The sequence below is a fragment of the Ornithinimicrobium pratense genome, from assembly GCF_008843165.1.
GTDB classification, from domain to species: Bacteria; Actinomycetota; Actinomycetes; order Actinomycetales; family Dermatophilaceae; genus Ornithinicoccus; species Ornithinicoccus pratensis.
In genome coordinates, this window is the sequence record NZ_CP044427.1 from 3,079,001 (window position 1) to 3,104,313 (window position 25,313).

Here is a 25,313-nt window from a genome sequence, read left to right on the forward strand (position 1 = left end):
CTCCTTGTGCGGGTATGTCGTGTCGACCGGCTCCCTGCGCGTCCTGGGCCGCGCCGCCCCGGCGGGGAGGCCTGCTCTAGACCAGTGCACCCTGGGCCTCCAGGGTCGCGTCCAGGACGTGGTCCCAGGAATGCTCGGAGTCCATCAGCTCGCGGGCCGCGGCCCCGAGGCGGCCGGCGCGCGCCGGGTCGGCCACGAGCGCGTCGATCGCGGCAGCCAGGGCAGCCGGGTCCGACGGCGGCACCAGGACGCCGGTCTCGCCGTCGCGGACGACGGAGGGGATCTGGCCGATGCGCGTGGCGACGGTCGCCAGCGCGGCGGCGCCGTACTCGTAGACCTTCAGCGGGGAGAAGTAGTGGTCGTCCCGCTCGGGGTAGGGCGCGACGGCGACGAGAGCACCCTGCAGGGCCTGCGGGACCTGCTCCGGCGCGACGGCCCCGACCAGCTCGACGTCCAGGCCGTGCTTGGCCACGGCCGCTTCGACGACCTCGCGCACCGGCCCGTCGCCGATGAGCCGTAGCCGCCACGGGACCTGCGCCAGGGCGGCGGCCTCGACCAGGTCCTCCACGCCGTGCCAGGGCTTGAGCGTGCCGACGAAGACGACGACGGGAGCGCCGGCCAGGTCAGGGATCACGGGGCGGATGCGGGCGGTGTTGACGCCGTTGGGGGTGACCACGATGGAGGGACGGGCGGCGGTCGTAGGACGCTGGGCACCTGTGTGCCAGAACGGTGTGTCACATCCGTCGTCCGGGCGACGGATGTGACACACCGTTACCGCACCAGCGTCAGCGCCGCCGTCCAGGTGACGGGTGCGCGCGGCAGCGTCAGCGCGGTTGTCCAGGTGACCGCCGACCCAGTCGGCCACCGGCTGGCTCACGCAGCCGACGACGTCGGCGGCGGCGAGCTGCGCGCGCAGGGCACCGACGGCGCTCTCCACGTCGACCAGCACCCGGTGGGTCGCCTGCTCCTCGATCAGCGGCGCGTTGACCTCCAAGATCGTGGTCGGCTCACGCCCGGGCAGGGCGTCGCGGACCTGGCCCAGGACGCGGGAGAAGAGGGAGTAGCGCTCATAGACCACGTCCGGCGCGAGCTCGACCACCTGGCCGGCCAGGTCGGCGGCGGCGCGCTGCTGTGCGTGCTCGCGCTCGGCCGGGTCCAGGCCCTTGCCGCCGACGCGGACGATGTGCACGGGCAGGTCGGCCAGGTCGGCGGGGACGTCCTCGCCGCGGCGCACGGCATACACCTCCACGTGGGCGCCGCGGGCGCGCCAGGCGCGGACGATCTCCTGGATGTGCACGCTGGCGCCCTTGGTGCCGAAGACGGGGATGCCGGGGTCGGCGCAGACGTAGGCGACGGTGGTCATCGGCGGGCCTCCACGGGTCGGGCGAGGTCGGCGAGGAGCCGGACCTGGCGGGTGGTGTCGAAGTCGCGCTCGATCAGCGCGCGGGCGGCGCGGGCGGCCTCCACACGAGGCCAGGTCGGGTCGGCCACCTGCCGCAGCGCGTCGGCGACCCGCTCGGGCAGGCCCGCCGGCTGGTGGGAGAGCAGGATGCCGGTGGCGGGGGTCTCGCCCCGGGCTGGGTGGACGGCCTCGGGGATGCCGGTGACGTCGGTGGCCACGCAGGGCACGCCGCTGGCCATCGCCTCCAGCAGGACGGTCGGCAGCCCGTCGGCGTTGCCGTCCGCGCCCACCACGCAGGGGGCGGCCATGACGTCGGCCCAGTCGAGCTCGGCGACCAGCTCGGCCTGGCTGCGGGAGCCGAACAGGCTGACCACGTCGGTCAGCCCGGCGTCGGCGACCTGCTGGCGCAGGGCGGGGAGCAGCTCGCCCTCGCCCACGATCCGGACCTGGAGCGGCATACCCTCCGCGTGCAGCTGCCGGGTGGCCTCCACGAGGTGGTCAAAACCCTTCTTCTCCACCACGCGGCCGACGGCCAGCACGCGCAGTGGGGTATGCGGCGGCTCGGGGTCGCGGTAGGTGAACCGGGGCAGGTCCAGGCCGTTGCGGACTAGCACGACCTTGTCGACCTTCTCGTCCAGTGTCGGGTCGATGGTGGTGAGCAGGTGGCGGCGGTTGTAGTCGCTGATCGCCACCACCTTCTCGGCGCGGTGCAGGATCTCGCGCAGCAGGACCGGGTCGAGGTCCTCGTGGAAGATGTCCTTGGCGTGGGTGGTGACGGTGTAGGGGATGCCGGTGAGCGCGGAGGCGACGGCGGCGCACCAGGAGGCCAGCGTGGCGAAGTGCACGTGCATCCGGGTGATGCCGTCGCGGCGCAGGGCTAACGCCAGCTCGACGGCCTGGGCGGCGTCGGAGGGGTCGAGGCGGACCAGCAGCGGCATGAGCTCGCCGAGCCGGGCACCGAAGTCGGGCAGCTCGGCGTGTGCGCGGGCGAAGGCGTCCCACTCGGTCGACAGTTTGAGGGGCCGGCGCAGATGGGTGACCGGCGCCTGGACCTGGGCCAGCTGAGGGTGGAAGCGGGAGTCGCTGGTGGGGCGCAGGGCGTAGATCGCCAGGTCCTCGCCGGCGGCCTCGCGGGCCAGGATCTCGGTGACGACGAAGGTCTCGGAGAAGCGCGGGTAGACCTTGAGGATGTAGGCCGTGCGCTCGGGACGGGGCTGGGTCTCAGATAGCAACGGGGAGCTCCTGGGTGGGGGACGCGTCGGTGGGCTTGACGGCCGCGGGGGCGGTGGCGGCCGGGGTCGCGGGGGCGGTGGCTTCGGCGCGGCGCGCTTGCTGGGCGGTGCGGACCAGGCGGGCGGCCGAGCGCGCGACCTCGCGCAGACCGCCGAGGTGCAGGTGACCGCGCTGGGTGCGGCGGCGGACGGCGCCGGCCCACCAGTGGGTCAGCGCCTCCGGGGTCAGGTCACCCTCACGCAGGAGGTCGACCGCGCCGCGGGCGGCCAGCGACTCGACCCGGATGAGCTGCTCGCGGCGGGGCGTCTCCCGCGGCACGAGCAGGGCTGGGACGTCGGTGGCGAGGGTCTCGGTGACGGTGTTGTAGCCGGCCATCGAGATGCTGGCGGCGGCGCGGCGGATCGGTCCGGCGGCATCCGGGATGGACCGGACGACCATGGTGGACGGGCCGGCCTGCAGCTCGATCGCACGGTGGTCGGCGTCGGACATCTGCGGACCGGTGATGATGACGTGGCGGTGGCCGGCGGGGACGGTGGCGCGAGCCGCGGCCACGCACAGGCGGAAGCCGTCGCTGCCGCCGCCGGCGGTGGTGATGAGGTAAGGGATCTCGGGGTCGAGCCCGGAGGGCAGTTCGGCGCGGCCGTGGGCCAGGAAGCCCTGGTAGCGGACCAGGCCGTGCAGCTGGACCGGGATCTCCTCGGTGCGGCGCAGGTCGTGCACGCGGGGGTCGCCGTAGACCCAGATCTCGTCGTAGAGCTCGCGGACCAGCCCTGGCTGGACGCGGGCCCACTCGGCGACGACGACCTGCGGGGAGTCGAGCACGTCCCGCAGGCCCAGGACGATCCGCGCCCCAGGGTGCGCGGCGCGCAGGGCCCGCAGCCCGGTCTCCAGCTCGCCGTTCACACCCAGGGCGTGCCGGTCGACGATGAAAAGGTCGGGGCGGAAGGTGGTCAGGGTGGCCCTGACGATGTCGCGGCGCACCGAGGTGACGGTCTGCATAGCGACGTCAAGGCGCTTGGGCCCGTAGCCGCCGGCGTCCTTGCCGATCGCCGGCAGGGTGACGACGTCGAAACCCTGCGGCAGCGAGTCGGCCCCGGCCTCGGGGACCCCGTTGATGAGCAGACCGGTCACCTGCCGGCCGGTGAGCACCGGCAGACGCTGGTTCAGCGCGTGAGCCAGCGCCCGGTTGCGCCGGAAGTGACCAAGCCCCTGCGAGTCGTGCGAGTAGAACACCACCCGGAGCGGTGCGCTGTCTGGTCGAGGGACCACGGCGTCCACCGTCCTTCCTCATCCGGGGCCGCCGGGACTGGCGGCCGATGACGATTGAGTGAACTGCACGCGGATGAGGGGTGCATGACAGAGCGATGAGAGCTCTCTCATCCACCCCCCGACCGGCGACACGCTTCGCCCCCGACCGGCGACACGCTTCGCCCCCACCGGCGACACGCTTCGCCCCCGACCGGCGACACGCTTCGCGCCCGACCGGCGACACGCTTCGCCCCCCACCGGCGACACGGTCATATGACCGCCCCGTTGACTGACTGAACGTTCAGTCACTACGGTGGAGGCATGCCAACTCCACGCCATGGCGACGGGGCCGAGCGCATCCTGATGACGGCGCTCGACCTCTTCGGCCGCCAGGGCGTCAGTGCCACCAGCCTGAAGACCATCGCCGAGGCCGCCGGGGTCTCCCCCGCCCTGATCGTCCACCACTACGGGTCGAAGGACGCCCTGCGCGTCGCCTGCGACCAGCACGCCGCGCGGGTCCTGCGGACGGTCAAGACCTCCACCCTCACCCAGGGCAGCCGCCCGGACCCGGTCAGCATGATGACCCAGCTGAGCGAGCACCGGCCGGTGACGCGCTACCTGGCCAAGACCCTCACCGACGGCAGCCCGCACGTCAACGAGCTGATCGACGAGATGGTCGCCGACGCCGAGTGCTACACCCAGGCCGGCGTGGAGGCCGGGCTGATCCGGCCCAGCGAGAACCCCCGTGCCCGCGTCGTCGTGCTCTTCCTGTGGTCGATGGGCGTGCTCGTGCTGCATGAGCACCTCGAGCGGCTGCTCGATGTCTCCCTGCTGGAGGGTCCGGACCTGCCCAAGCCCTACCTGCAGGCGGTGCTCGAGATCTACGCCGAGGGCGTCCTCGCCGACGGCACCTACGAGGAGCTACGGCGGTATGCCGCCGACCACGACGAGCCGGACGGCTCGGAGAGCGAGGAGTGATGGACCCGCAGCAAGCAGGCACGACCGACGTCATCGAGTCCGTGGGACTCATCAAGACCTTCGGCAGCACGCGCGCCCTCGACGGCCTGGACCTCACCGTGCACCAGGGCGAGGTGCACGGTTTCCTGGGCCCCAACGGGGCTGGCAAGTCCACGACCATGCGTCTGCTCCTGGGGCTGTTGCGGGCCGACGGTGGCACGCTGCGGCTGTTCGGCCAGGACCCGTGGGACGACGCGGTCGAGCTGCACCGCCGTCTGGCCTACGTCCCCGGCGACGTCGAGCTGTGGCCCCGGCTGACCGGCGGCGAGGCGATCGACCTGTTCGCCCGGCTGCGCGGCGGGGTGGACCGGCGACGCAGGGTCGAGCTGTGCGAGCGGTTCGACCTCGACCCGACGAAGAAGGCCCGGACCTACTCCAAGGGCAACCGGCAGAAGGTGGCCCTCATCTCCGCGCTCGCCTCGGACGTCGACCTGCTGCTGCTCGACGAGCCCACGGCGGGGCTGGACCCACTCATGGAGGTGGTCTTCCAGGAGTGCATCCGGGAGGCGCGGGACGGTGGGACGACCGTCCTGCTGTCCAGCCACATCCTGGCGCAGGTGGAGGTTCTGGCCGATCGGATCTCGATCGTCCGGCAGGGCAGGATCGTCGAGTCCGGCACGCTGCGCGAGCTGCGCCACATGACACGCACCACGATCGAGGCGACCACCCGGCAGCCGGCCGGGTCGCTGGCGGGGCTGCCCGGCGTCCACGAGCTGCACGACGCAGACGGCCAGGTACGCCTCGAGGTGGATGGCGACCAGGTCGAGCCCGTGCTGCGGCGGCTCGCCGACCTCGGGGTGAGCTCGATCGTGGCGCATCCGCCGACCCTGGAGCAGCTGCTGATGCGGCACTACGGGGATGACCTCGCCGCCCGCGGTGCCCGCGGTGGCACGACTCAGGGCCGGGACCCGCGGTGAGCACCACCCTGGCGGGACGCCGCTCACCGACCGCCCCGACGCCGCATACCTCCGGGCCGTTCACGGGGACCGGCACCATGGTGCGGTTCATGCTGCGCCGGGACCGCGTCCGGCTGCCGGCGTGGCTGGCCGGGCACGGGTTGTTCGTCCTCTACATCGCGGCCGCCCTGCCGCAGATCGCCCCGACGGAGGATGACCTGCAGGCGGTGGTGCCGCTGCTGCAGCAGCCGGTCGGGCGGATGTTCACCGGGCCGGCCCTCGGCATGGAGGACCCCACCTATGAGCGGTTCTTCGCTTCCGGTTACGCGCCGTACCTCTTCCTCCTCTCGGCCCTGATGAGCCTGCTCCTGGTCGTGCGGCACACCCGGGCGGAGGAACAGTCGGGCCGGGCCGAGCTCGTCCGCGCCAATGTGGCAGGGAGAGACGCCGGGCTGGCCGCCACCCTGCTGCTCGCCCTGCTCGCCAACGCGGGTGCTGCGCTGATCGTCGCCGCACTGGCGGCCGCCGTCGGGTTCGCCCCGACCGGTTCGGTCCTCGTGGGGCTGGGCACCGGCCTGGTGGGTATGGCGTTCTCCGGGGTCGCCGCGGTCACCGCCCAGTTCTTCGAGTCGCCCCGGGCGGCCGCCGGTGCGGCCGGAGCGGTGCTGGGCGCGGCGTTCATGCTGCGAGCGCTCGGAGACATGGCCGCAGCCGGCGGCAGTGCCTTGTCCTGGACCTCCCCCCTGGGCTGGGCGGCCCAGACCGGTCCCTATGTGCTGGACCGGTTCTGGCCGCTGGTGCCACTGGCCGCGGTCGCGCTGGTCACCGGGGCCGGCGCCTTCGCGCTGCAGCGGCGGCGCGACCTCGGCGCTGGCCTGGTAGCCGAGCGGCCTGGCCCGGGCGAGGCCTCGCGCAGCCTCGGTACGCCGCTGGGGCTGGCTGCGCGGCTGCAGCGAGCCAGCATCTGGGGCTGGGGGGCGGCCATCGTCGTGCTGGGCAGCGTGGACGGTGCCTTCACCCAGGTGATGGTCGAGGGCGTCGAGGAGATGCCCGAGACGGTCCGCGACATGTTCGGCATGGAGGCGCTCGTCAGTGGTTACCTGGCTTTCCTCGCCGCCTTCAGCGGCTACCTCACCACGGCCTACGTCGTCTACGCCGTCCAGTCCCTCAGCGGGGAGGAGGCTCGCGGTCGCGCCGAGGCGGTGCTGGCGACCCCCACCAGCCGCACGGCATGGGCCGGCGCCCATCTCCTTGTCGTCGCCGCTGGTGCGGCCGGGATCCTGGTCGTCGCCGGCCTGGGCACAGGTGTGGCCGCCGCCGCCGTGACCGGGGACGGGTCCCTCGTCATCGAGCTCGTCGCCGCGCACGTCAATGTGCTGCCGGCCGTCCTGGTGGTGCTGGCCGTCTGCGCCGTGCTGTACGGCTGGGCGCCAGCTCTGCTGGCACCCGTCGGCTGGGCCCTCGTCGGCCTGATCGTCTTCGTCGGCAACTTCGCCGCGATGCTGGACCTGCCCAGGTGGCTGCAGAACCTGTCCCCGCTCAGCTACCCCGCCCAGCTCCCCGTCGAGGACTTCGCCCTGCTCCCCATCCTGGTCCTGCTGGCCATCGCGGTCCTGGGCGTCGGTCTTGGCCTGGTCGGTGTGCGGCGGCGCCAGATCGGCGTGCGCTGATTCCGGCCCGCAGGCCCGGTCAGGTCACGAACCGGTAGCCGATCCCGCGCACGGTGACGATGCGCTCGGTGCCGAGCTTGGCGCGCAGGTAGCGGATGTAGACGTCCACGACGTTAGAGCTGCCGGTGACCTCATAGCCCCAGACCCGGTCGAGCAGCTGCTCGCGGGACAGGGTCTGGCCGGCGTGGGACATCAGCTCCTTGGCCAGCTCGAACTCGCGGGTGGACAGCTCGACGGGAGCCTCGTCGACGGTGACAGTCCGGGCGGCCGGGTCCAGGACCACGCCGCTGGCGTTGAGGACCCCGTTGTCGACCTCGACAGAGCCGCCCTGCATGTCCGCGTGCTGGCGCAGCCGCAGCCGGACGCGGGCCACCAGTTCCTCCACTCGGAACGGCTTGGCGATGTAGTCCTCCGCGCCCCAGTCGAGCCCGTGTACGGTGTCCTCCACCGAGTCGCGGGCGGTGCACATGATCACCGGGACCGGCTCCTCCATGGTCCGCAGCATGCGCAGCACGGTGAACCCGTCCATCTTGGGCAGGCCGACGTCGAGGACGAGCAGGTCGATGTTTCCGGCGGTGGCGGCCTCCAGCGCGGCGAGCCCATCGGTGACCACGGTGGTGCGGTGACCCTCGGCGCGCAGGCCGCGCTCGATGATCCGGGCGATGCCTTCCTCGTCCTCGGCGATCAGGATGTGCTGCATAGCGGGCAGGCTACTAGGCGACGTCGGAGTGCGGGGGTTCCTCCGGCGGGTCGGTCGGCAGCCACAAGGTGAAGCGGGAGCCGATCCCCTCGGTCGACTTCACGATGACGGCGCCGCCGTGCGCCTCGACGATCGCCTTGACGATGGCCAGGCCCAGGCCGCTGCCCTCGGTGTTGACCGAGTTCTCCCCCCGCCCGAAGCGGTCGAAGACCCGCTCCAGCTGGCTCTCCGGTATGCCGCGCCCCTGGTCGGTGATGGACAGCGTGATGTACTCCGGGGCCTCGGCGGCGCCGGCCGCGATGGCGTCCAGCACGCGGGGGTCGTCCTGCGGGACCAGCGCGGTGGCGAGCTCGACCTTGGAGCCGGGCTCGCTGAACTTCACCGCGTTGGCTGCGAGCTGGAGGAGCGCCTGGATGAGGCGCTGCCGGTCCACCAGCACCTCACCTTCCGCGTCGGCGGTCAGCCGCCACTGACGCTCGCCCAGGTTGGTCATCCGGTCCATGCACTCCACCGCCAGCTCTGCCAGCTCGGTCGGCGAGCGCCGGATGAAGTCGGGGCGCTGGGCGCGGGCCAGGATGAGCAGGTCGTCGACCAGGCGCTGCATCCGGTCCAGCTCATCCAGCAGCAGCACCCGCGTGGTGGCCACGTCCTCCGGGTCGTCGGCCTGCAGCAGCTCGGTGTTGCCGCGCAAGATGGTCAGCGGGGTGCGCAGCTCGTGGGCGGCGTCGTCGAGGAACTGGCGCTGCTGGCGCACGCCGTCCTCGATCCGATCCAGCATCTGGTTGAACCGGATGGCGAGCTCGGCCACGTCGGTGTTCTCGGCGCTGTTGACGTCAACCCGCATCGACAGGTCCTCGGGGTGGATCCGGGCGGTGGCCTCCCGCAGCGCCTGCAGCGGGCGCAGCAGCCGGCCCAGCACCAGGTGCGCGGCCGCGCCGCCGGCGAGCAGCATCAGGAGGGAGACCCCCGCGTAGGTCATCACCTGCCGGTTCACCAGGGCGCGCTGGCTGCCGAAGTCGTTCAGCACCACGAATCTGGCATCCCTGGTCTCGCCCGGCAGCTGCACGTCGGCGACGATCATCCGCAGGGTCGTCCCCTGGGTGCGCAACGTGGCGGTCCGGGCCCGCCCGTCGGCCACGTCCAAGGCGTCGACCGTCTCGATGATCTCGGGGTCGATGGGGTTGAACGACCGGCCGGTCCCGCCGCTGTAGATCGGTTGCTCCCCCTCCAGCATGCCGAGGAAGGCCTCGTCCTCACCGGCCACCGCGACGTTCATGAAGTCGAGGAACAGGTCGGCGGCGTTGTCGTAGGGGGGACCGTCCCGGGCCGGGCCGCTCTGAGCCAGCAGGGTGAGCTCGCCGATCTCCTGCTCCAGGTCCCTGTCGACCCGTTCAGAGACGGTGGCGTACTGCACCGCAAAGGTCAGCACCCCGGTGAGCAGCAGCGTCAGCCCCAGCATCAGGGTGATGAGGACCAGCAGGCGCCGACGCACCGTGCGACCCAGGAAGCGCGCCGGGAGCCGGGGCTCCTCAGGCTCGTGCTGCTGGCTCACCTGCGACCCCTCACGGGCGCCACCTCATGGACGCCACCTCACGCCGCGCCTCACGACGCCCCCTCGCCCCGAGCCAGCAGCGCGAACGAGACCAGCCAGTGGGTCGCCATGAAGTGCCCATCGGTGATCTGGTCGAGCACGGCGGCCTCCTGGTGGCGGGCGGACTCCCGCAGCAGGTCGGCGGCAGGTCTGGCCAACCATCCTGCCAGGCCCCCCAGTGCCCAGGCCCGGGACAGCGCCAGGCCCAGCAGGTGCGCGCCCTGACCGTCGGTCGGGTCCAGCACCGTCGGTGGGACCAGGAGGTGCCCGTGCGCGCCCTCCCCCAGCCCCGGCAGGAACCTCTCCAGCCATGGCCTCACCTCCTCCTGCGGGAGCACCCGCGTCATCAGCAGCGCCTCGGTCAGCGCCGGCGAGAGGAAGTCCGAACCCCCCGGCTCGTCCCCCGTGCTCGCCCCCTCGTCCTGCGCGAACCAGTCCAGCGCACGGGACCGACATACCTCCACCACGTCCTGCCGCCCCAGCCGGCCGTAGGCGTCCAGCAGGAGGAGGAGAGCGAAGGCGTCGTTCTGGTGCTTGCCGTGCCCCACCGGGTAGGCCTGCCGCGGCAGCCAGTCCAGCACGTGGCCGGCCACGACCTCACCCAGCGGCGCGAGCGCCTCCGCCCAGGCGCGCACGTCGCTTCCATACGCCGTGGCGGCACTCCCATGACCGGCTGCGTCGACCAGCTCCTGCACCCTGGCGATGAGCTGCGCCGCCCACGCCCAGCCGTAGGGGCGCTCGAACGAAGGTCGCTCACGGAGGTAGGCGACCTCCACCGCAAGATGCTCGGCGGTCAACCGCTCGGCGAGCAGCGCACCAGCCGCCTCCCGCTCAGCCGGGTCGAGCGCGTCGCCGTGCCGGAGCAGGATGGTCGCGAGCGACCACTGCATGTGCACGCACGAGTGCCAGTCGAGGGCGCCGTGGAAGGCGGGGTGCAGCTCGTGCGGCACGACCCGCGTGTCGTCCGGACCGGTCACCACGTGCCCCGGTGCCCATGGGTATGGCGTGCCGATCACCTCACGGGCGATCCGGCTCCAGGCGTTGAGGTCGGGTTCGGGCGTCGGTGCAGATGGCGGGGTCTGGGGGCTCACCCCTCCATTACTACACTCGCGGCCATGACGCGGGAGCACTACTTCGAGGCGCTGGGCGACGGTCGCTACCAGCCGACCATCCACGTGCAGGGCGCCTGGTCGCCCGAGGAGCAGCACGTGGCGCCGGTGATCGGGCTGCTCCTGCACGCCCTGGAGCTGAACCACCCGCGCGAGGACCTGCAGTGGGCGCGGATCAGCGTGGACATCCTGGGCTTCATCCGCCGGGACGAGATGACCGTGACCACGCGGGTGCTGCGGGCCGGGCGGACCATCGAGCTGCTTGAGGCGACCGCCCGGATCGACGACCGCGACACGGTGCGGGCCACGGCCTGGCGGCTGGTCCGCGGCGACACCAGCGAGGTGGCGGGAGCGCCCGAGCCGGAGGGGACGCCGATGCCGGCTCCGGACGAGCTGCCCGTCTGGGGCGGGATGCTGCACTGGGGCGGCGGGTTCATCAAGAGCCTGGAGTTCCGCTCCCCCGGCAACGAGCCCGGCCGCGGCCGCACGTGGGTCCGCACGCCGCTGGAGCTGGTCGGTGGAGAGCCGTCCTCCGCGCTGGCCGCCTGGGTCGGCTTGCTCGACACGGCCAACGGCACAGCGGTGCGCAAGGACCCGCGGGAGTGGATGTTCCCCAACGTGGACCTCACCCTGCATCTGCACCGCGAGCCAGAAGGACCCTGGGTCGGCCTGGACACCAAGGTCTACTTCGGTCCGAGCGGCGTGGGCGAGACCTCGTCGGTCCTGCACGATGAGCACGGCCCGGTGGGCACGCTGGCCCAGTGCTTGACGCTCCGGCCGATCGAGCCGTGACCAGCCCATCGCAGATGTGACCGACATCACCTGAAACCGACGCAACGATCTGCCTCGTCGCGACGTCTATGTAGTGTCGGTTCGGGACAGCCGACACCCGTCACGGGGAGGCCGCTTCGGCGGGACAGAGGGGTTGCAGGAGGGTGGGGTGCCGGTGCAGGGGCCCGGCGCCCCACTCCTTCTGTTCCGCACGAAGCGCGCCACAGAGGCCGACAGGACGCCATCCGCGGGTTCTGTGCAACAGTGCCGCGTGACTGCCGACCGACAGCCGCGCCGCAGCGACTGCCGGGCAGACCCTCTCCTAGACTGACTGGGACCCTACGGAAGGTGATCGACGATGAGCCGACCCACACGAACGGGATACCTGATTGCCGTGGCGAGCGTGAGTGTGCTGCTCACCGCCTGCGGAGCTGAGACCGGAACTGAGACCGGCGGCGGTGCCGCGGACAGCCCCGCCCCCATCGAGGCAGAGATCATCACCCCTGAGAGGCCCACCATGACTGACGACGCCCGCCCCACCTCTATCCCGGCCCCCACCCCTGACGACTCCCTGCCCTCCGGCCCGGTCGACGCCTCCGTGCTGGAGCGCGAAGAGGTCAAGGCGGCGATCACCGCAGAAGCGGAGCGGCGACAGGTCAGTGAGGATGAGGTCGAAGTCATCGGTTTCGCCGACGTCACCTGGACCGACGGGAGCCTGGGCTGCCCGCAGCCTGGCATGCACTACACCCAGGCACTCGTGCCCGGTTATCAGCTCATCCTCCAGGTCGGAGGCGAGCGCGCCAGCTACCACTCCGGCAAGGACAAGCTCTTCCGGTACTGCGCCAACCCGATGACCCCCGCGCCCGGCGGCGCCGGCGGCACCTCTACCAGTTGATGCTTAAACCAGGCTGATCTGGCCTCAATCCTGTCGCACCGGCGCCAGGGTTCCTTGGGTCGGCAACCAATTGAGACACCCTTATGCGACGCTACTGCGACAATGGTGCGACATAAGGGCCTCCTCCCCTGTATACGTGATCGTCCCGGCGCGGCATGAGGCCCCACTCCTGACCCGCGTGGCCTGGGCGTAGTGCATACACTTCTCATCTGACGGAGGTCAGCAGGGGCCCTTCACCTGCAGATCCGCCGATCAGTGCACCCCCGGGGCACCAGCGCACTGGCGTGAGAGCCACCTCTGGACTTTGCTTGTTCCTTAACGTTTACTGATACATACTTGACAGTAGGCACCCAGGGTCGGGTGACCGCGAAGATCAGGAGACGCCGTGAACCGTCTAATTGAGCACCACCCGAGCACGAAACCAGCGCAGACCTTGGCCGGAGCCATCGCCTCGCTGAAAAACGGGGTCGTCCCGCAGGAGGGATCGGTGCAACCGAGCCGGTCCGAACACCGCACCTGGGCGCCGTCCGCGCGGCCGTCGTCGACCACGGAGAGGGCCACTGTGAAGCACCTTGTCATCCACGAGAACAGCACTGGCTGGTGGAGGGTGTTCGAGGGTGAAGACAGTCCGGAGCCGATCTTCCGCAGTGACCGTCTTCGCGCCGAGGACCGGGCACGGGAGATCTGCCGGGCGGAAGGTGGCGGCACCGTCCGCGTGGTGAACCACAGTGGTGAGCAAGTCGCCGAGTATGTCGTCCAGCCAGCCAGCCAGCCCCGCCGCACGGGCGCGGGCGGCCGGCGTCGGGACCACGGCCGGGGCCGCTGGGTCTGGTAGCCGACACAGGGGTCGGCCGGGTCGACGGCTCTACGGGAGGGTCGCGATCCCCCCAGCGTCCAGCCTGAGGCGCACTTCGTCACCAAGCTGATGGACGGGGTCGTCGGCCCGAGCCGCGACCTGGCCGATCTCCGGCACCTCGACCAGCAGGTGCACCGCGTCGGAGACGGAGACCGCACGCCGCACCACCCCAGTCAGCGGGCCAGCTGCATCAACGCGCAGGGCACTGCGCCGCAGCGCCAGCGTTCCACCCCCCGTGCCGGCGCGCAGCGCATGCCCGCCGTCAGCCCGCGCGAGGAGCGCCGCAACTGCAGGACCCTCCAGGACGGTCTCGTAACCGATGAACTCGGCGACCTCCCGGGAGACCGGGCTGTGCCATACCTGCGCGGTGTCCCCCTCCTGCGCCACCCGTCCGGCCAGCATCACCGCCATCCGATCGGCGACGGTGAAGGCCTCGTCGTGGTCGTGGGTGACCATGACCGCGGTGGTGCCGGTGGTCGTGAGGATCTCCCGAAGATCCCCAGCCAGCCGTTCGCGCAGCGACCGGTCCAGGGCCGACAGCGGCTCGTCGAGCAAGAGCAGCGCTGGCTCTGCGGCCAGCGCTCGCGCCAGCGCTACCCGTTGTTGCTCGCCGCCGGAGAGCGTGGTGGTCCGACGGTCGGCATAGCCCGGCAGCCCGACCAGCTCCAGCAGCTCCCCCACCCGTGACGTCCGAGCCGCGCGCGCGACGCCGCGCAGCCGCAGCGAGTAAGCGATGTTGTCGGCGACCGAGGCATGGGCGAAGAGCTGGCCGTCCTGGAACATGAGGGCAAAACCGCGGCGGTGGGTCGGCACGCCCGCCAGGTCGCGCCCGTGCCAGGTGATGCGTCCTGAGTCGAGCCGCTCGAGCCCGGCGACGGCCCGCAGCAGCGTGGACTTCCCGCACCCTGAGGGCCCGAGCACTGCCAGCACCTGACCTTCCTCCAGGTCTAGGGAGACGTCGTCGACCGCGGTCGTCTCATCGAAGCGCACGGTCACGTCCTCCAACTCAAGCACCACAAGCTCCTCTCGCCGGTCGAGGGCAAAGCGTGTCGCCGGTCGCGAGCAAAGCGTGTCGCCGGTCGCATCAGAAGGAACCTACCGATCCGACACGCAGCCGCTCGACCACGCCCATGACGGTCACCGTCACCAGCGCCAGTAGGACGCTCGCGGCGAGCGCCATCCCGACGTGGTCGGCCCCGGGGCGGGAGATCAGCTGGTAGATGACGACCGGCACGGTCGGCCGGTCCGGGCGGGCCAGGAAGGCGGTGGCGCCGAACTCCCCCAACGACACGGCGAACGCGAAACCGGTGGCGGCCAGCAGCGGCTTGGTCAGCACGGGCGCCTCGGCGGTCCACGCCGCCCGCCACGGCCCGGCCCCCAGCGCAGCCGCAGCCTCCCGCTGCCGCGGGTCGACCGAGCGCAGCACCGGAGCCAGGGTCCGCACCACCAGCGGCAACGCCACCATCGCCTGGGCGATCGGCACGAGCACCGGCGAGGTGCGCAGGTCCAGCGGCGGCCGGTCCAGGGTGATGAGGAAGCCGAAGCCGACGGTCACCGCCGAGATCCCCAGCGGCAGCATGAACGCCCCGTCCAGCCCGGAGACCACGCGCCGCCACCCTGCCGCCCGGGGTCGCCGGGACACGAGCACCGCCACCACGAGCCCGAGCACCATCGCCAGCACGGTCGCGTCGACCGCCGCACGCAGCGAGTTGCCCATCGCGTCGGTCACGCTCACCCGCAGCGCCTGGGTGGCGTCCGGGTCGGTCAGCGCGCGGTAGTGCCCCAGCCCCCAGCCGTCCCCCACCTTCAGCGAGCGCACCACCAGCGAGCCGACGGGCAGCAGCACGAACGCGACCACCAGCCCGGTCACCGCCAGGGCAGGTATGTCGTGCCTTCGCACCGGGCGGGCCGCCGCCCGAGCGCCGACCCGCTGCAGGCTCTGCTCGCGCCGGTCCCGGGTGCGGGCGGCGAGGACGAGCAGCACCACGACGGCAAGCAGCTGGAGCACGGAGAGCACCGCCGCGCCCTGCAGGTCCAGGAAGTTGACGGTGAGCAGGTAGATTTCGGTCTCGATCGTCCCGTAGCGCAGGCCTCCGAGGGTGAGCACGACCCCGAAGGCGGTGGAGCAGAAGAGGAAGACCAGGGTCGCCGCGGAGATGATCGCCGGGGCCAGGGCGGGCAGGGTCACGGTGCGCCACACCTGCCAGGGGCTGGCACCCAGCGCCGCGGCGGACTCCTCGGCCCGCCGGTCTAACCCCTCCCACATTCCGCCGACGGTGCGCACGACCACCGCCAGGTTGAAAAAGACGAAAGCCATCAGGATCGGCACCCAGGTGCCGTCCCAGCCGAGCCACCCCAGCGCCCCTCCGGACGAGAGCAGGGAGCGGAACATCACGCCCACCACGACAGTGGGCAGCACGAACGGCATCACCACCACCGCGCGCAGCAGCGCACGGCCGGGGAAGCGCAGCCGGTAGAGCACGAACGCCACCGGCAGCCCAGCCAGCAACGTGAGCACCGTGCCGGCGGTGGCGCTGACCACCGTGAAGGTGAGCACGCGCACGGTCCGCCGCCGGGACAGCACCTCTGGCACCGCAGACAGGTCGAGCCCACCGTCGGGGAAGAAGCCGCGTGCCAGCATCCCGCCGACCGGGAGCACGAAGAAGACCGCCAGGAACGCCAGCGGCAGAAGGGCAGCCAGCCCCAGCACGAGCCCAGGTCCGCTGAGGTGCGCGCCGCGGGCACCTCGACCTAGACGAGCCCAGATGGCCGCCTCCTCCTTCGACTTCCTTCGCCGGTGCTAGCCGGAGCAGGTTCAAGGGTCTGCGGCCACTGCCGCACTCTCAGCGCACCTCGCGCTCCCCTGTCGTACCGGTCCAGACTACAGTCCGGGCAGACCGTCGCCTCAGGGACAGCAGATCGTGGGATCAAGGTTGTGCTGGGGGATCACCCCCGCGCGCCATGTCTCCTCGGCACAAGATTGGGATCAAGGTTGTGCAGACGGAGCAGGTGGGGCCGCGCCACGGGCGCTAGGGCGGTGCCCGGCCGCCCTCAAGCAGTGCCGGGCACGCAGGCGCGCTACGGTGCCAAGCAGGTGCCTAGACCTTCGGGCACCGCCCGACGACAAGGAGCACGCCATGCCCAACCCCGTAGTCAGCAAGGCCAGCACCATCTGGAACGGTGACCTGTTCACCGGCAGCGGCACCACCACGCTCGACAGCTCTGGAGCTGGGTCCTTCCCGGTGGAGTGGAACGCCCGCGCCGAGGGCTCGGACACCACGACGACACCGGAGGAGCTGCTTGGTGCGGCCCACGCGACCTGCTTCTCGATGGCCTTCTCCAACGAGATGAAGAAAAACGGCACCCCTCCGACCGAGGTGCGGACCAGCGCCGAGGTGACCTTCGTCGCCGGCACCGGCATCACCGGCATCCACCTGACCACGCAGGTCACCGCCGAGGGGCTCGACGAGGAGACCTTCCAGCAGCTCGCCCAGGGCGCGAAGGAGAACTGCCCCGTGAGCCAGGCGCTCAAGAGTGTCGAGATCACCCTCGACGCACACCTGGGCTGACCGGCCTCACGCCTCGCGGGCCACGGATACGCGCGGAACGATCCTGCTGTCAAGGTTCCGCGACACCAGGCGTCTTCAGGCGTGGAGATTGTCTCGCTCGCACACGCCACCCGAGGGGATGATTGCTGATCTCCTGGACCCAGCCCGGCACCGGAAGAACACAACGTCATGAGCCGGATCACCGCCGAGGAAAGGGAACGCCGGCGACGCGCCGTCGACAACGCCCGCCATAGCACCGAGATGGAGGGTGGACGCTCGAGCGAGAACATGCGTGAGGCCCAGGAGGCGTACGTGCGAGGGGAGATCGACCTGGACGACCTCATCGAGCAAGCCCAACACAGCTACATTCCAACCCGCACGCTCTTCCTCCCAGTCGCGCCGGTTCAGGCTTACCTCGCCTGCGAGACAGCCGATTGAGGCCCAGGCGGATAGTGCCGACGTCATCCTCCTCGCCCGCCGAGCGCGCGCGGGACAACTGACCGCTCGCTCACCTGGATCCTGTGGAGCACACCGACCTCCTCGAGTGGCTTGCTGCCGCTGGGCGGGTCACCCGGTCAGCAGATCCCGCTTCTTATCAGTGATAACTTGGTGCCATGTCCGACTTCGGTGCGGAGCTTCGCACCTTCCGGCTGCAGATGGGTCTGACTCAGGCAGAGTTGGCGCGCAGGTCTGGAATGCCCGCGTCCAACCTCTGCGCCTACGAGAGCGGTCGGCGGCCGATGTCCCGCGCCATGCTCGCCCGGTTGCTCGACCAGGCGCGCCGCCAGCGACCCTCCGTCGCCCTCGCGTCTGCGCGAGAGGACGTCATCGCCACGATCACCGCGCACGGCGGCTCCGAGCCTGCCGTCTTCGGGTCCGTCGCCCGCGCCCGTGACACGACGGACAGTGATCTGGACCTGCTGGTCACCATGGCGCCCGAGTCGACGCTCGTGGACCTGATCGAGATGGAGCACGCCTTGGAGGAGCTGCTGCACGTGAAGGTCGAGGTCCTGTCCCGCGGCGGTCTCCGCGGCCCGGACGACCCGATCCTTCAGGACGCCGTGCCGCTGTGACCAGCACCGATGACCGCTCGGGCCCGCGCAAACATGAGCGGGACCTATGGACGATCGAGGACCTCATCGACGTCTGTGACTCCGCTGCCGCGCTGGTGAGCCGCGGGGAGGAGGTCTATCGCCAGGACCGCTTGCTGAGGCTGGCCTCCGAGGCGATCCTCATCCGTCTCGGGGAGGGCATCTCCCGACTGCCCGAGGACGTCCTCAACCTCGAGCCCGGCATCCCCAGGTCAGCGATCCGCGGTATGCGGAACCGCACCGTCCACGAGTACCAGCGCATCGACCACGAACTCGTCTGGAGGACACTGCGCGACTTCCTTCCCGGCCTGCGGGAGCAGTTTGTCCGGCTGCACGCAGAGCTGCTCCGCGGCCTGTGACACTGACCGACGTCGCGCAGGCGCATCGACCTACGTGCGGATGACGAAGGTACTTTTGCGTGAAGCCAGGCATTCGCAGTTGAGCACGATCCTGGAGATGTCGGCAGCCATGCAACCCCTGGCGCACCACGCCCCCGATCACGCGGAGGCAGTCGAGGCCTTCTTGGACAAACGGGAGCCCACGTTCTCCGGTGACTGAGCGCGAGCCCCCGGTGAGCCTGGCCTGGTGGAGATCGGCGTAGTCCAGGTCAAGTTGACAGCCGCGTGCGGCAGTCACACCGTGGGGTATGACCGATCCAAGCCTGGAGTTCATCGGGACGGCGACCACAATCCTCCGACTCGGGCCATTCACGCTGTTGACCGACCCGAACTTCCTGCACAAGGGTCAGCGCGCCTACCTCGGCAAAGGCCTGGTCTCCAAGCGGCGCACCGAGCCCTCCCTGCAGCCGGAGCAGCTGCCGCCCCTGGACGGCATCCTGCTCTCCCACCTGCACGGCGACCACTTCGACCGGGTCGCCAAGAAGAAGCTGGACCGTCAGCTGCCCATCTTCACCACCGGGCACGCCCAGCGCCGGCTGCACAAGTGGGGCTTCGAGCAAGCCACCGCCGTGCAGACCTGGACCTCGCAAACCCTGACCCGGGACGACACCGGCCTGACGATTACTGCCGTCCCGGGCACCCACGCACCCAACCTCGTCAAGCCGCTGCTGCCGCCGGTCATGGGCAGCGTGCTCGAGCTGGACACCGGCGCAGGCGCACCCTTCCGCCTCTACATCAGCGGCGACACCCTCTACCGACCTTGGCTGCGGGAGATCACCGACCGCTGCGGACACCTCGACGCCGCGGTAGTCCACCTGGGCGGCACCAAGATCCTGGGCAGCATCCTCGTGACCATGGACGGCAACCAGGGCGCAGACCTCGTCCAGCTCCTACAGCCGTCCCTGACCGTGCCGATCCACTACGACGACTACACCGTCTTCAGATCTCCGCTCAGCGACTTCGAGCAGGAATGGCACAAGCGCCAGCTGCCCGGCCAGCTCCGCCTCGTCCACCGAGGCGACACCATCTCGCTCAAGGTCGGTCCCTAGCCGGTCAGGTCCTACGCACCGAGCCAGGCACACCACTCTCCGATATGCCGCTCGGGCCGACGTCCCATGAGTCCACTTCTGTCGCAGGCGCGGTTCCTCGTTGGCCCAGACCTGCCGGGTGACGAAAGCCCCTCAGCCTTCTTCAAGCTCCACTACAAGGGCGTGGACTGCGCACAGCCGGGTGCCGCCCACCTGGCACGTACTGGGGTTGCGGCAGTCGAGGACTTGACACTTCGTCACGGCGGGGTCGCCTCCTTCGGCACTCGCCGGGGTCACGGCCGGCGAGAGTCATGCGCGGCGACCTCGTCACGGGAGGCCACCTGAACCTCAAAACTAGGTCCTCAGGGGGGGCGCCTCCCGCCGGTCACGGCAGCAGGAGGCGCACCAGGGAAACACCGCCACGGGGGGAGGCGGGCGACCCAACGAGTGACTCTACGCGACCCTTGATCCTTCATCTAGTCTAACCAGCGGGGTGTCCCCATCTCACCCTCCCAATACCAGTGAGGCAGACCATGCCCGCACCTGACCCAGAACGTCCGGTGAGGAGACGGGCGGCACCACCGTCGAGCACGCCGCCGACGTCTCCCGACTGACAACAGCCCGGCCTTCGGTGGAGCCCCGCAGATCAACAATCACGATGACGTCTTGATCACGTCTCCGTGCACCCCGAGGGCAACGACCAGGTCGAGCGGGGCAACGGCATGTTCGTCGCGTATGCCGACCGCCCGGTTGACCCGGAGCCGCCGGTGGGCATGATCGAGGTCGAGCCGACCTCGGCGACGCACGCGGTGGAGCTCGGAGTCGACGTGACCTTCACCAACACCGGTGACGGCGACGCCGGCCCAGGTCACCCTGTCCACCGACGCCGACTGGCTCACCCTGGACCCGACGGCGTTCGACCGGACTTGGCTCAGGCTAGTGCGCTCCTGATTTCGTCTTGATGGCCTCGAGTGCCTGGGCGAGGTCGTCGGGGACTGGGTCGATGGCGGTGATGGTGTGCTTACCGGCAGCGATGCTGAAGGTCCGGTATCTGCGGGCGGTCTTGACGAAGCGCTTAATGGACCAGCCGGTGGTCTGCTCGATCCAGTGCCCCACAGCCATGGCGGCGAAGACGATGCTTAGGTGGGCCTCGATGGAGTCCTTCTTGCGGTGGTAGATCGGTCGGGCGCGCAGGTCGGACTTGGCCATCCGGAAAGACCGTTCGATCTGGAACAGCCGCCGGTAGGACCCGATCACCATCTCGGCGTCCGGGTCGGGCAGGTTGGTGACGTAGGCCTTGAACCCGGCCAGGGCCTTGGCCTTCTCCTCCAGGGTTCGGTTGACCGAGCGGGTTCCGCCGGTCAGCTGCACGAACCGGTTGCGCTTGACGGACGCCTTGCCGGCGACGGCGGACTCGGCCTTGGCGACCTGGGTCTCGATGCCCTTGATGGTGCGTCGGCCGCGGTCGTGGGCGTACTGGTAGAACGTCGTGACGTCCTTGCCCTTTGTGGAGGGGCCGCCGGGCCAGCGTGCCGTAAGCGTGAGGCCGTCCGGCACGTCGGCGCCGGGGTGGTTCGTGCGCCACTGCTCGATCACGTACGGCACCCGCGGCATCTTGGCGCCCAGGATGTAGGAGAGCCCGGCGGCCTCGATCGCGTCCATGTTGGCTTCGGACACCATGCCGGCGTCGGCGACGATCACGACGTCATGTAGGCCGTGGGTGTCCATGAAGGCCTTCAGCGTCGGCAGCATCGTCTTCGTCTCTGCCTTGTTGCCCTCGAACGCGTGCACCATCAGCGGGAATCCGTTCGCGTCCGACAGCAGCCCGACGGTGATCTGTGGCTCCAGGCGTCGTTCCTTGGAGAACCCGGGCTCGCGGAAGCCGTCTCCCTCGTCGGTCTCGAAGTACAGCGTCGTGACGTCGAACAGGACCAGTGTTGAGGGACCCAGGTGCACGTGAGCGGCACACGCCGCGGCCAGCTGCTCGCGCCAGCCGATGGCCGAGTACAGGCTGAGCCGACGCTTGATCGTCGGGTAAGACGCCGCTGGGACACCGATCTCCTCGAGCACCCGGACCGTGTCGAACTTCGAGGTCGGCTCCACGATCCGCGCTAGGACCAGCTGCTTGAACACCTCGTCACCGGCGGCCTGGTCGAACCCGAGCACCGCGTAGCCGGCGGCGAGGGAGTCCCACAGGTGCCCCATGCGCGAGGACAGGATGCGCAGCGGCCCACCGGCCTCCGGAGGCGGCTGGATCCCCAGGTCCAGCTCTCCCTGACCAGCCGCAAGCTTCTGCCTGGCCGCGGTCTTAAGCAGCTCGAGCTCGACGTCGGTGCGGGCCGAGCCGATGTGCTCGATCTGCCTGGAGCCCTTGCGGCGCGAGTACACGATCTGCACCGCCGTCGCCCTCGACGACGTCTTCACGGTACGGATGTGAGCCACGCCGCCACCCCAGAACCCCTCGGCTAGTGCCCCAATCTCCGAGCAGTCGCTGACGACTCCGCAGGTCAGCAGCCCGTGGTCATCGCTGAACGTGGTGAGTGAGCCAAGTCAGGTCACCCTGTCCACCGACGCCGACTGGCTCACCCTGGACCCGACGGCGTTCGAGGTCGCCGGACGCCCCCGTGGTGCTCACCCGCAAGGACGCGCTGCCCAATTTTACGATCGCCGAGCTCAGCGGATCGATCCCAGCGGGTCGCGCTGCTCGGCGGCGACCGCGCCGTGGCTGACGCAATGCTGGAGGAGGCTGCGGCCCTCACGGGCGCCGGTGGACCGCCTCTCGGGACAAACCGCTACGGCGTTGCCGCTGCGGACCAGAGGTCGGCGGGGCGGCCCTGTCAGCCCTGAGTTGAGCCGTCCGGCCCAGGTGCCCTTGATCAGCCCTGACCGGCTCATTACATACTGCGCCTGCGCCGGGTCTGACACCGCGGACGAATGGGTCACCGGCAACGACCCCCCAGAAAAGTGACCAGATGCTCGATGCGCGATACCACAATATGGAGAGGCACCGACCCCGCATGCTTGGCACACATAGCCGGTCATTCGAGGCACAGGTCAGCATCTTGAAAACAGGCCCGCCTTGACGGGCGCGAAGTGCCAGAAGCCGTCATGAAGCCACGGTGAACACACTGCCCGCCTCGAGCCCGGTGGAGGCTTGCCAATTACGCCACTGGCTAATCGATTCAGGGCGTTGGTGACTAATGCTCGTGCCGGGACTCAACGCCACCTGGTTGTGCGAAAGGACCGCACCCATGGGAACGCCGCTCAAAGCAAATAGGTAGTTTGTCTTTGCACCTAAGAACGCGTTTCGTTGTATCCTCAGGTCGCAAGGGAGCTCCTGTTGATATGCCAACAGATGAGTGCCACGCCCCGCTGGGTCGATGCGGACTGCATGACCCCAACCCATTCCCGCGTCGCGACAGGTGTTCTCCGAAAAGGAACAGTCAATAAATCCTGCTCCGTCGGTGCCGGAAGACCACCACTCGAACGACTGCCCGCAATTCGTGATCTCGTTACGCCGAGCCTGCAACCGCACGAATGAACCTCGAACCCCCTCCTGGGACCCCTGGTAGGTCACGCCCGCATCGAAGACATCCTTAATTCTGTTGCGCTCGATCTGCCAGTCAGACTGACCGATCCAGGCTTGTACACCGTTGCCGAGTCGAGTTCCTGGGTAGTGTCCAGGCGCATAGGCGCCGCCAATTTCGCGGATCGTACAGTCGACCACCTGCACAAACTTGGGTTGCCAGTAGGCAGACCCAGAGACGCCGTGCCCGGCGCTGCCCTGCAGATCCAGGCCCCTGATGGAAGTCTTGGTGGCGGGCGTGCACACGTCTGGACTACCGCTGCCCTCGGTCCATGGCCCAGACACGGCAATCTTGATGGCGTGCTGCCCAGGGTCCCGAACAGACCGCACGTAGAGGGTGCTCTGTCCATGGGGATTGTCGTAGGAGCCCGAAAAAAAGTCCCATTGGTTCTTCAACGCTTGCCGCGAGGCGCGCTTGCTCCCGAATGTCTCGCCGTCGACTTTAAGGAACCCGACGTCCGTGTTGTCGGACCTGGCCCCAACGTAGTTGCTTGACGACGCGCTGAGGTCAATTGCCCACACATTGTCTCCCTGACTGATCCAGGTGACTGCGACTTTATACGCGGAGATAATCGGCCTCGGGCCGGTGCCGTAAGCGTCGAAGACCATCCAAGGGGCGTAGGGGTTGGTATGTCCGGGGTTCTCAATGCGACCGTGAAAGGTGTCACCGCGGCGAAACAGCACTGAGTCACCTTGGCGCACCTGGTTCGCCGCCATAGCCGCATTGAGCCGGTCAATAGTTTTCCAGGGCGCCGTCGCCGACACCCCCTCGGCATCGTCGTCACCATCCGCCGCGAGATAGAATGTCGACCCGCCGCCTTGAGCTTGAGCAGGCTCGCGGGATTGGCCGGTCAGGGCGGCACCGAGCGCACCCACACCCTTGAGCAGGCTGCGCCGACTCATGACGCTCATAGACCGCACCATAGGCTAACGGCCGCAACCTGGCATTGGCCCGTGGTCGACCTGCGCCTGGCAAATTTCCAGACCCCGTGCTCGCGGTCTACATACGAACAATTCAAGACGCGCACCTTCTCGAGCGTAGTAGGCCGCAGCCAAACTACGGCCTTGTCGTTCTTACTTAGTCGGTCACGCGCGTGACCTCAGCAGTGGTGCAGCACTTACGACCGCCCAAGGTGTCACGAACGTGAAGTGTGCACGTCGACGATAACAGTGGACCTGGGCCAACGGCATACCCAGTGGCTCCACTTTTGGGCAGGGCGCCGACACTCCCGCGCGGCTAGGTCAGTCTCGACGATCAACGACCCGCACACCTCTTTTGGGTAGAGCCGCCAGCTCGGCCTCGGCCCTTCTCAGCGTGCGTGCTGCGTCTCCGAAATCCTCTCGTGCCTCCCGCCTGCGCAGTGCAGCGGCCCGCAGTTCGACATACTTCCCCGGGTCGGTGGCAATGGTGGCCATGGCGGTCGCTAGGTGCGCAGGGGCGGGTGGCACGAGGACCCCTCCACCGTGGGACAGGATCTCGACGGTCCCACCGAGGGCGTAACCAACCACGGGGGTCCCCGCCAGGAGCGACTCGGCTGTGATGCGCCCGTAAGCCTCGTTCCTCGAGCACACCACGCTGAGGTCTGCCTGCGCAAGCACAGTCATAGGTGTAGTCGTCGATCCCCGATGTCGTACAACCTCGTCGAGGTGCAGCTGTGAGATCAACTGCTCCAACGCACGCAGGCCGACCCGGTCCGCGTCACCGTAAAAGGTGAGCTGGAGGGGGACACCCCCGTCTACCGCCAGGCCAACGGCCCGCACCGCATCCAGTTGCCCCTTCTCCGCCGACATCGTGCCGAGCATCACCATCTCAAGCGGTGTCGCCGGACGCTCACCATGGACAACGTCAGGCAGGGCCTTGTCGGGGTCCATGACCTCGGGTGGCTCGATGATGGTTGCCCCACGCCATTGAGAGGCAGCGTAGGTGGAAACCGCCACCGTGACGTCTGCCCATCTCTTCACCAGCGCGATAATCACCCATTTGGGTACTACAGAGCGCAGTGTGGGATTGCTTGAGACGCTTTCACTGAGGAAAACGACGAGGGGCCTGCCGGCGAGCCGCGTGCCGAGCATCGGTGCGGGACACACCGTCGACATCACGTAGACGCGGTCTGGGTTCAGCCGGGCAACGAACCTTGCCCATCCAATACTCTGCAGCAATCCATGGGCCAGTTTCAATGCGCCGACCACCCCGGCATGATCCATACCCATCCACCATTGCGGCTTGCGCACAACGACGTCGATCGCCTCACGCCAAGGCTCCAGCAAATCGAG

The 25,313-nt window shown here is 69.6% G+C and carries 23 protein-coding genes and 1 riboswitch; of the genes, 11 read left to right on the plus strand and 12 right to left on the minus strand.

Annotated elements, in window-relative coordinates; all coding sequences use genetic code 11:
- Positions 1-76: 76 nt before the first annotated feature.
- From FY030_RS14220 to FY030_RS14230, 3 genes are read right to left on the minus strand one after another with little or no spacing between them, the layout of a single operon-like run.
- A complete protein-coding gene (locus tag FY030_RS14220; protein WP_158062195.1) occupies positions 77-1,363 on the minus strand; it encodes a glycosyltransferase family 4 protein in 1,287 nt (428 codons plus the stop codon).
- Positions 1,360-2,634: a glycosyltransferase gene (locus FY030_RS14225; RefSeq protein ID WP_158062196.1), complete on the minus strand. Its 1,275-nt coding sequence runs from the start codon at positions 2,632-2,634 to the stop codon at positions 1,360-1,362. The genes FY030_RS14220 and FY030_RS14225 overlap by 4 nt, the downstream gene beginning before the upstream one ends.
- Complete coding sequence (locus FY030_RS14230) at positions 2,624-3,904, minus strand: glycosyltransferase family protein (protein WP_202879707.1); 1,281 nt, start codon at positions 3,902-3,904, stop codon at positions 2,624-2,626. Before FY030_RS14230 ends, FY030_RS14225 begins: the two co-directional genes overlap by 11 nt.
- 300 nt (positions 3,905-4,204) lie before the next feature.
- Between FY030_RS14230 and FY030_RS17140 the strand changes: the two genes are divergently transcribed.
- The 3 genes from FY030_RS17140 to FY030_RS14245 are packed head-to-tail and all read left to right on the plus strand — an operon-like array spanning position 4,205 to position 7,466.
- Positions 4,205-4,861, plus strand: coding sequence for a TetR/AcrR family transcriptional regulator (locus FY030_RS17140; RefSeq protein WP_158062197.1), 657 nt, complete (start codon positions 4,205-4,207; stop codon positions 4,859-4,861).
- The gene (locus tag FY030_RS14240) at positions 4,861-5,817 is read left to right on the plus strand and encodes an ABC transporter ATP-binding protein (RefSeq protein WP_158062198.1); all 957 of its coding nucleotides are present in this window, start codon (positions 4,861-4,863) and stop codon (positions 5,815-5,817) included. Before FY030_RS17140 ends, FY030_RS14240 begins: the two co-directional genes overlap by 1 nt.
- A complete protein-coding gene (locus tag FY030_RS14245; protein WP_158062199.1) occupies positions 5,814-7,466 on the plus strand; it encodes an ABC transporter permease in 1,653 nt (550 codons plus the stop codon). The genes FY030_RS14240 and FY030_RS14245 overlap by 4 nt, the downstream gene beginning before the upstream one ends.
- Before the next feature lie 19 nt (positions 7,467-7,485).
- On the opposite strand, the gene FY030_RS14250 is transcribed toward FY030_RS14245, so the two are convergent.
- From FY030_RS14250 to FY030_RS14260, 3 genes are read right to left on the minus strand one after another with little or no spacing between them, the layout of a single operon-like run.
- Complete coding sequence (locus FY030_RS14250; protein ID WP_158062200.1) at positions 7,486-8,166, minus strand: response regulator transcription factor; 681 nt, start codon at positions 8,164-8,166, stop codon at positions 7,486-7,488.
- A 13-nt stretch (positions 8,167-8,179) separates the two neighbouring features.
- Positions 8,180-9,718 carry a sensor histidine kinase gene (locus FY030_RS14255; protein ID WP_158062201.1) on the minus strand — a complete coding sequence of 513 codons (1,539 nt, stop codon included), beginning with the start codon at positions 9,716-9,718 and terminating at the stop codon, positions 8,180-8,182.
- A gap of 50 nt (positions 9,719-9,768) precedes the next feature.
- Positions 9,769-10,848 (minus strand): DUF2891 family protein, encoded by a 1,080-nt coding sequence (locus tag FY030_RS14260; RefSeq protein WP_192498623.1) that lies wholly within the window; start codon positions 10,846-10,848, stop codon positions 9,769-9,771.
- A 24-nt stretch (positions 10,849-10,872) separates the two neighbouring features.
- On the opposite strand from FY030_RS14260, the gene FY030_RS14265 reads away from it, so the two are divergent.
- The 3 genes from FY030_RS14265 to FY030_RS14275 all read left to right on the plus strand — a co-directional run bounded on the left by FY030_RS14265 (position 10,873) and on the right by FY030_RS14275 (position 13,367).
- Positions 10,873-11,658 (plus strand): thioesterase family protein, encoded by a 786-nt coding sequence (locus tag FY030_RS14265; protein ID WP_158062203.1) that lies wholly within the window; start codon positions 10,873-10,875, stop codon positions 11,656-11,658.
- A 337-nt stretch (positions 11,659-11,995) separates the two neighbouring features.
- On the plus strand, positions 11,996-12,532 hold the full coding sequence (locus tag FY030_RS14270) for a hypothetical protein (protein WP_158062204.1): 537 nt from the start codon (positions 11,996-11,998) through the stop codon (positions 12,530-12,532).
- 562 nt (positions 12,533-13,094) lie between these two features.
- The gene (locus FY030_RS14275; protein WP_158062205.1) at positions 13,095-13,367 is read left to right on the plus strand and encodes a hypothetical protein; all 273 of its coding nucleotides are present in this window, start codon (positions 13,095-13,097) and stop codon (positions 13,365-13,367) included.
- A gap of 30 nt (positions 13,368-13,397) precedes the next feature.
- Here the strand turns inward: FY030_RS14275 and FY030_RS14280 are convergent, their stop codons facing one another.
- A complete protein-coding gene (locus FY030_RS14280) occupies positions 13,398-14,402 on the minus strand; it encodes an ABC transporter ATP-binding protein (RefSeq protein ID WP_158062206.1) in 1,005 nt (334 codons plus the stop codon).
- Positions 14,403-14,472: 70 nt separating this feature from the next.
- Positions 14,473-16,098, minus strand: coding sequence for an ABC transporter permease (locus tag FY030_RS14285; RefSeq protein ID WP_238348417.1), 1,626 nt, complete (start codon positions 16,096-16,098; stop codon positions 14,473-14,475).
- Between the two features lie 59 nt (positions 16,099-16,157).
- Positions 16,158-16,263, minus strand: a riboswitch (TPP riboswitch).
- Between the two features lie 262 nt (positions 16,264-16,525).
- Between FY030_RS14285 and FY030_RS14290 the strand changes: the two genes are divergently transcribed.
- The 5 genes from FY030_RS14290 to FY030_RS14315 all read left to right on the plus strand — a co-directional run bounded on the left by FY030_RS14290 (position 16,526) and on the right by FY030_RS14315 (position 19,474).
- Positions 16,526-16,957, plus strand: coding sequence for an OsmC family peroxiredoxin (locus tag FY030_RS14290; protein ID WP_158062208.1), 432 nt, complete (start codon positions 16,526-16,528; stop codon positions 16,955-16,957).
- 168 nt (positions 16,958-17,125) lie between these two features.
- The gene (locus FY030_RS14295; protein WP_158062209.1) at positions 17,126-17,374 is read left to right on the plus strand and encodes an antitoxin VbhA family protein; all 249 of its coding nucleotides are present in this window, start codon (positions 17,126-17,128) and stop codon (positions 17,372-17,374) included.
- 176 nt (positions 17,375-17,550) lie between these two features.
- A complete protein-coding gene (locus tag FY030_RS14300; protein WP_158062210.1) occupies positions 17,551-18,009 on the plus strand; it encodes an XRE family transcriptional regulator in 459 nt (152 codons plus the stop codon).
- Positions 18,006-18,386: a HepT-like ribonuclease domain-containing protein gene (locus FY030_RS14305; RefSeq protein WP_158062211.1), complete on the plus strand. Its 381-nt coding sequence runs from the start codon at positions 18,006-18,008 to the stop codon at positions 18,384-18,386. The genes FY030_RS14300 and FY030_RS14305 overlap by 4 nt, the downstream gene beginning before the upstream one ends.
- A 287-nt stretch (positions 18,387-18,673) precedes the next feature.
- On the plus strand, positions 18,674-19,474 hold the full coding sequence (locus tag FY030_RS14315) for an MBL fold metallo-hydrolase (protein WP_158062212.1): 801 nt from the start codon (positions 18,674-18,676) through the stop codon (positions 19,472-19,474).
- A gap of 632 nt (positions 19,475-20,106) precedes the next feature.
- Here the strand turns inward: FY030_RS14315 and FY030_RS14320 are convergent.
- The 4 genes from FY030_RS14320 to FY030_RS14335 all read right to left on the minus strand — a co-directional run bounded on the left by FY030_RS14320 (position 20,107) and on the right by FY030_RS14335 (position 25,244).
- Positions 20,107-20,352 carry a hypothetical protein gene (locus tag FY030_RS14320; protein ID WP_158062213.1) on the minus strand — a complete coding sequence of 82 codons (246 nt, stop codon included), beginning with the start codon at positions 20,350-20,352 and terminating at the stop codon, positions 20,107-20,109.
- 37 nt (positions 20,353-20,389) lie between these two features.
- Positions 20,390-21,895, minus strand: a complete 1,506-nt coding sequence (locus FY030_RS14325) for an IS1634 family transposase (RefSeq protein WP_420371862.1) — start codon at positions 21,893-21,895, stop codon at positions 20,390-20,392.
- Between the two features lie 664 nt (positions 21,896-22,559).
- Positions 22,560-23,951, minus strand: a complete 1,392-nt coding sequence (locus FY030_RS14330) for a hypothetical protein (protein ID WP_158062214.1) — start codon at positions 23,949-23,951, stop codon at positions 22,560-22,562.
- A 330-nt stretch (positions 23,952-24,281) separates the two neighbouring features.
- Positions 24,282-25,244: a glycosyltransferase family 4 protein gene (locus tag FY030_RS14335; RefSeq protein ID WP_192498624.1), complete on the minus strand. Its 963-nt coding sequence runs from the start codon at positions 25,242-25,244 to the stop codon at positions 24,282-24,284.
- Positions 25,245-25,313 lie beyond the last annotated feature (69 nt).

Coding starts and splice junctions, on each gene's coding strand:
- FY030_RS14220 (WP_158062195.1), bottom strand. CDS start 1,363: ATGACCACCGTCGCCTACGTCTGCGCCGACCCCGGCATCCCCGTCTTC.
- FY030_RS17140 (WP_158062197.1), top strand. CDS start 4,205: ATGCCAACTCCACGCCATGGCGACGGGGCCGAGCGCATCCTGATGACG.
- FY030_RS14240 (WP_158062198.1), top strand. CDS start 4,861: ATGGACCCGCAGCAAGCAGGCACGACCGACGTCATCGAGTCCGTGGGA.
- FY030_RS14250 (WP_158062200.1), bottom strand. CDS start 8,166: ATGCAGCACATCCTGATCGCCGAGGACGAGGAAGGCATCGCCCGGATC.
- FY030_RS14265 (WP_158062203.1), top strand. CDS start 10,873: ATGACGCGGGAGCACTACTTCGAGGCGCTGGGCGACGGTCGCTACCAG.
- FY030_RS14270 (WP_158062204.1), top strand. CDS start 11,996: ATGAGCCGACCCACACGAACGGGATACCTGATTGCCGTGGCGAGCGTG.
- FY030_RS14290 (WP_158062208.1), top strand. CDS start 16,526: ATGCCCAACCCCGTAGTCAGCAAGGCCAGCACCATCTGGAACGGTGAC.
- FY030_RS14295 (WP_158062209.1), top strand. CDS start 17,126: ATGAGCCGGATCACCGCCGAGGAAAGGGAACGCCGGCGACGCGCCGTC.
- FY030_RS14300 (WP_158062210.1), top strand. CDS start 17,551: ATGTCCGACTTCGGTGCGGAGCTTCGCACCTTCCGGCTGCAGATGGGT.
- FY030_RS14315 (WP_158062212.1), top strand. CDS start 18,674: ATGACCGATCCAAGCCTGGAGTTCATCGGGACGGCGACCACAATCCTC.
- FY030_RS14330 (WP_158062214.1), bottom strand. CDS start 23,951: ATGAGCGTCATGAGTCGGCGCAGCCTGCTCAAGGGTGTGGGTGCGCTC.
- FY030_RS14335 (WP_192498624.1), bottom strand. CDS start 25,244: ATGGATCATGCCGGGGTGGTCGGCGCATTGAAACTGGCCCATGGATTG.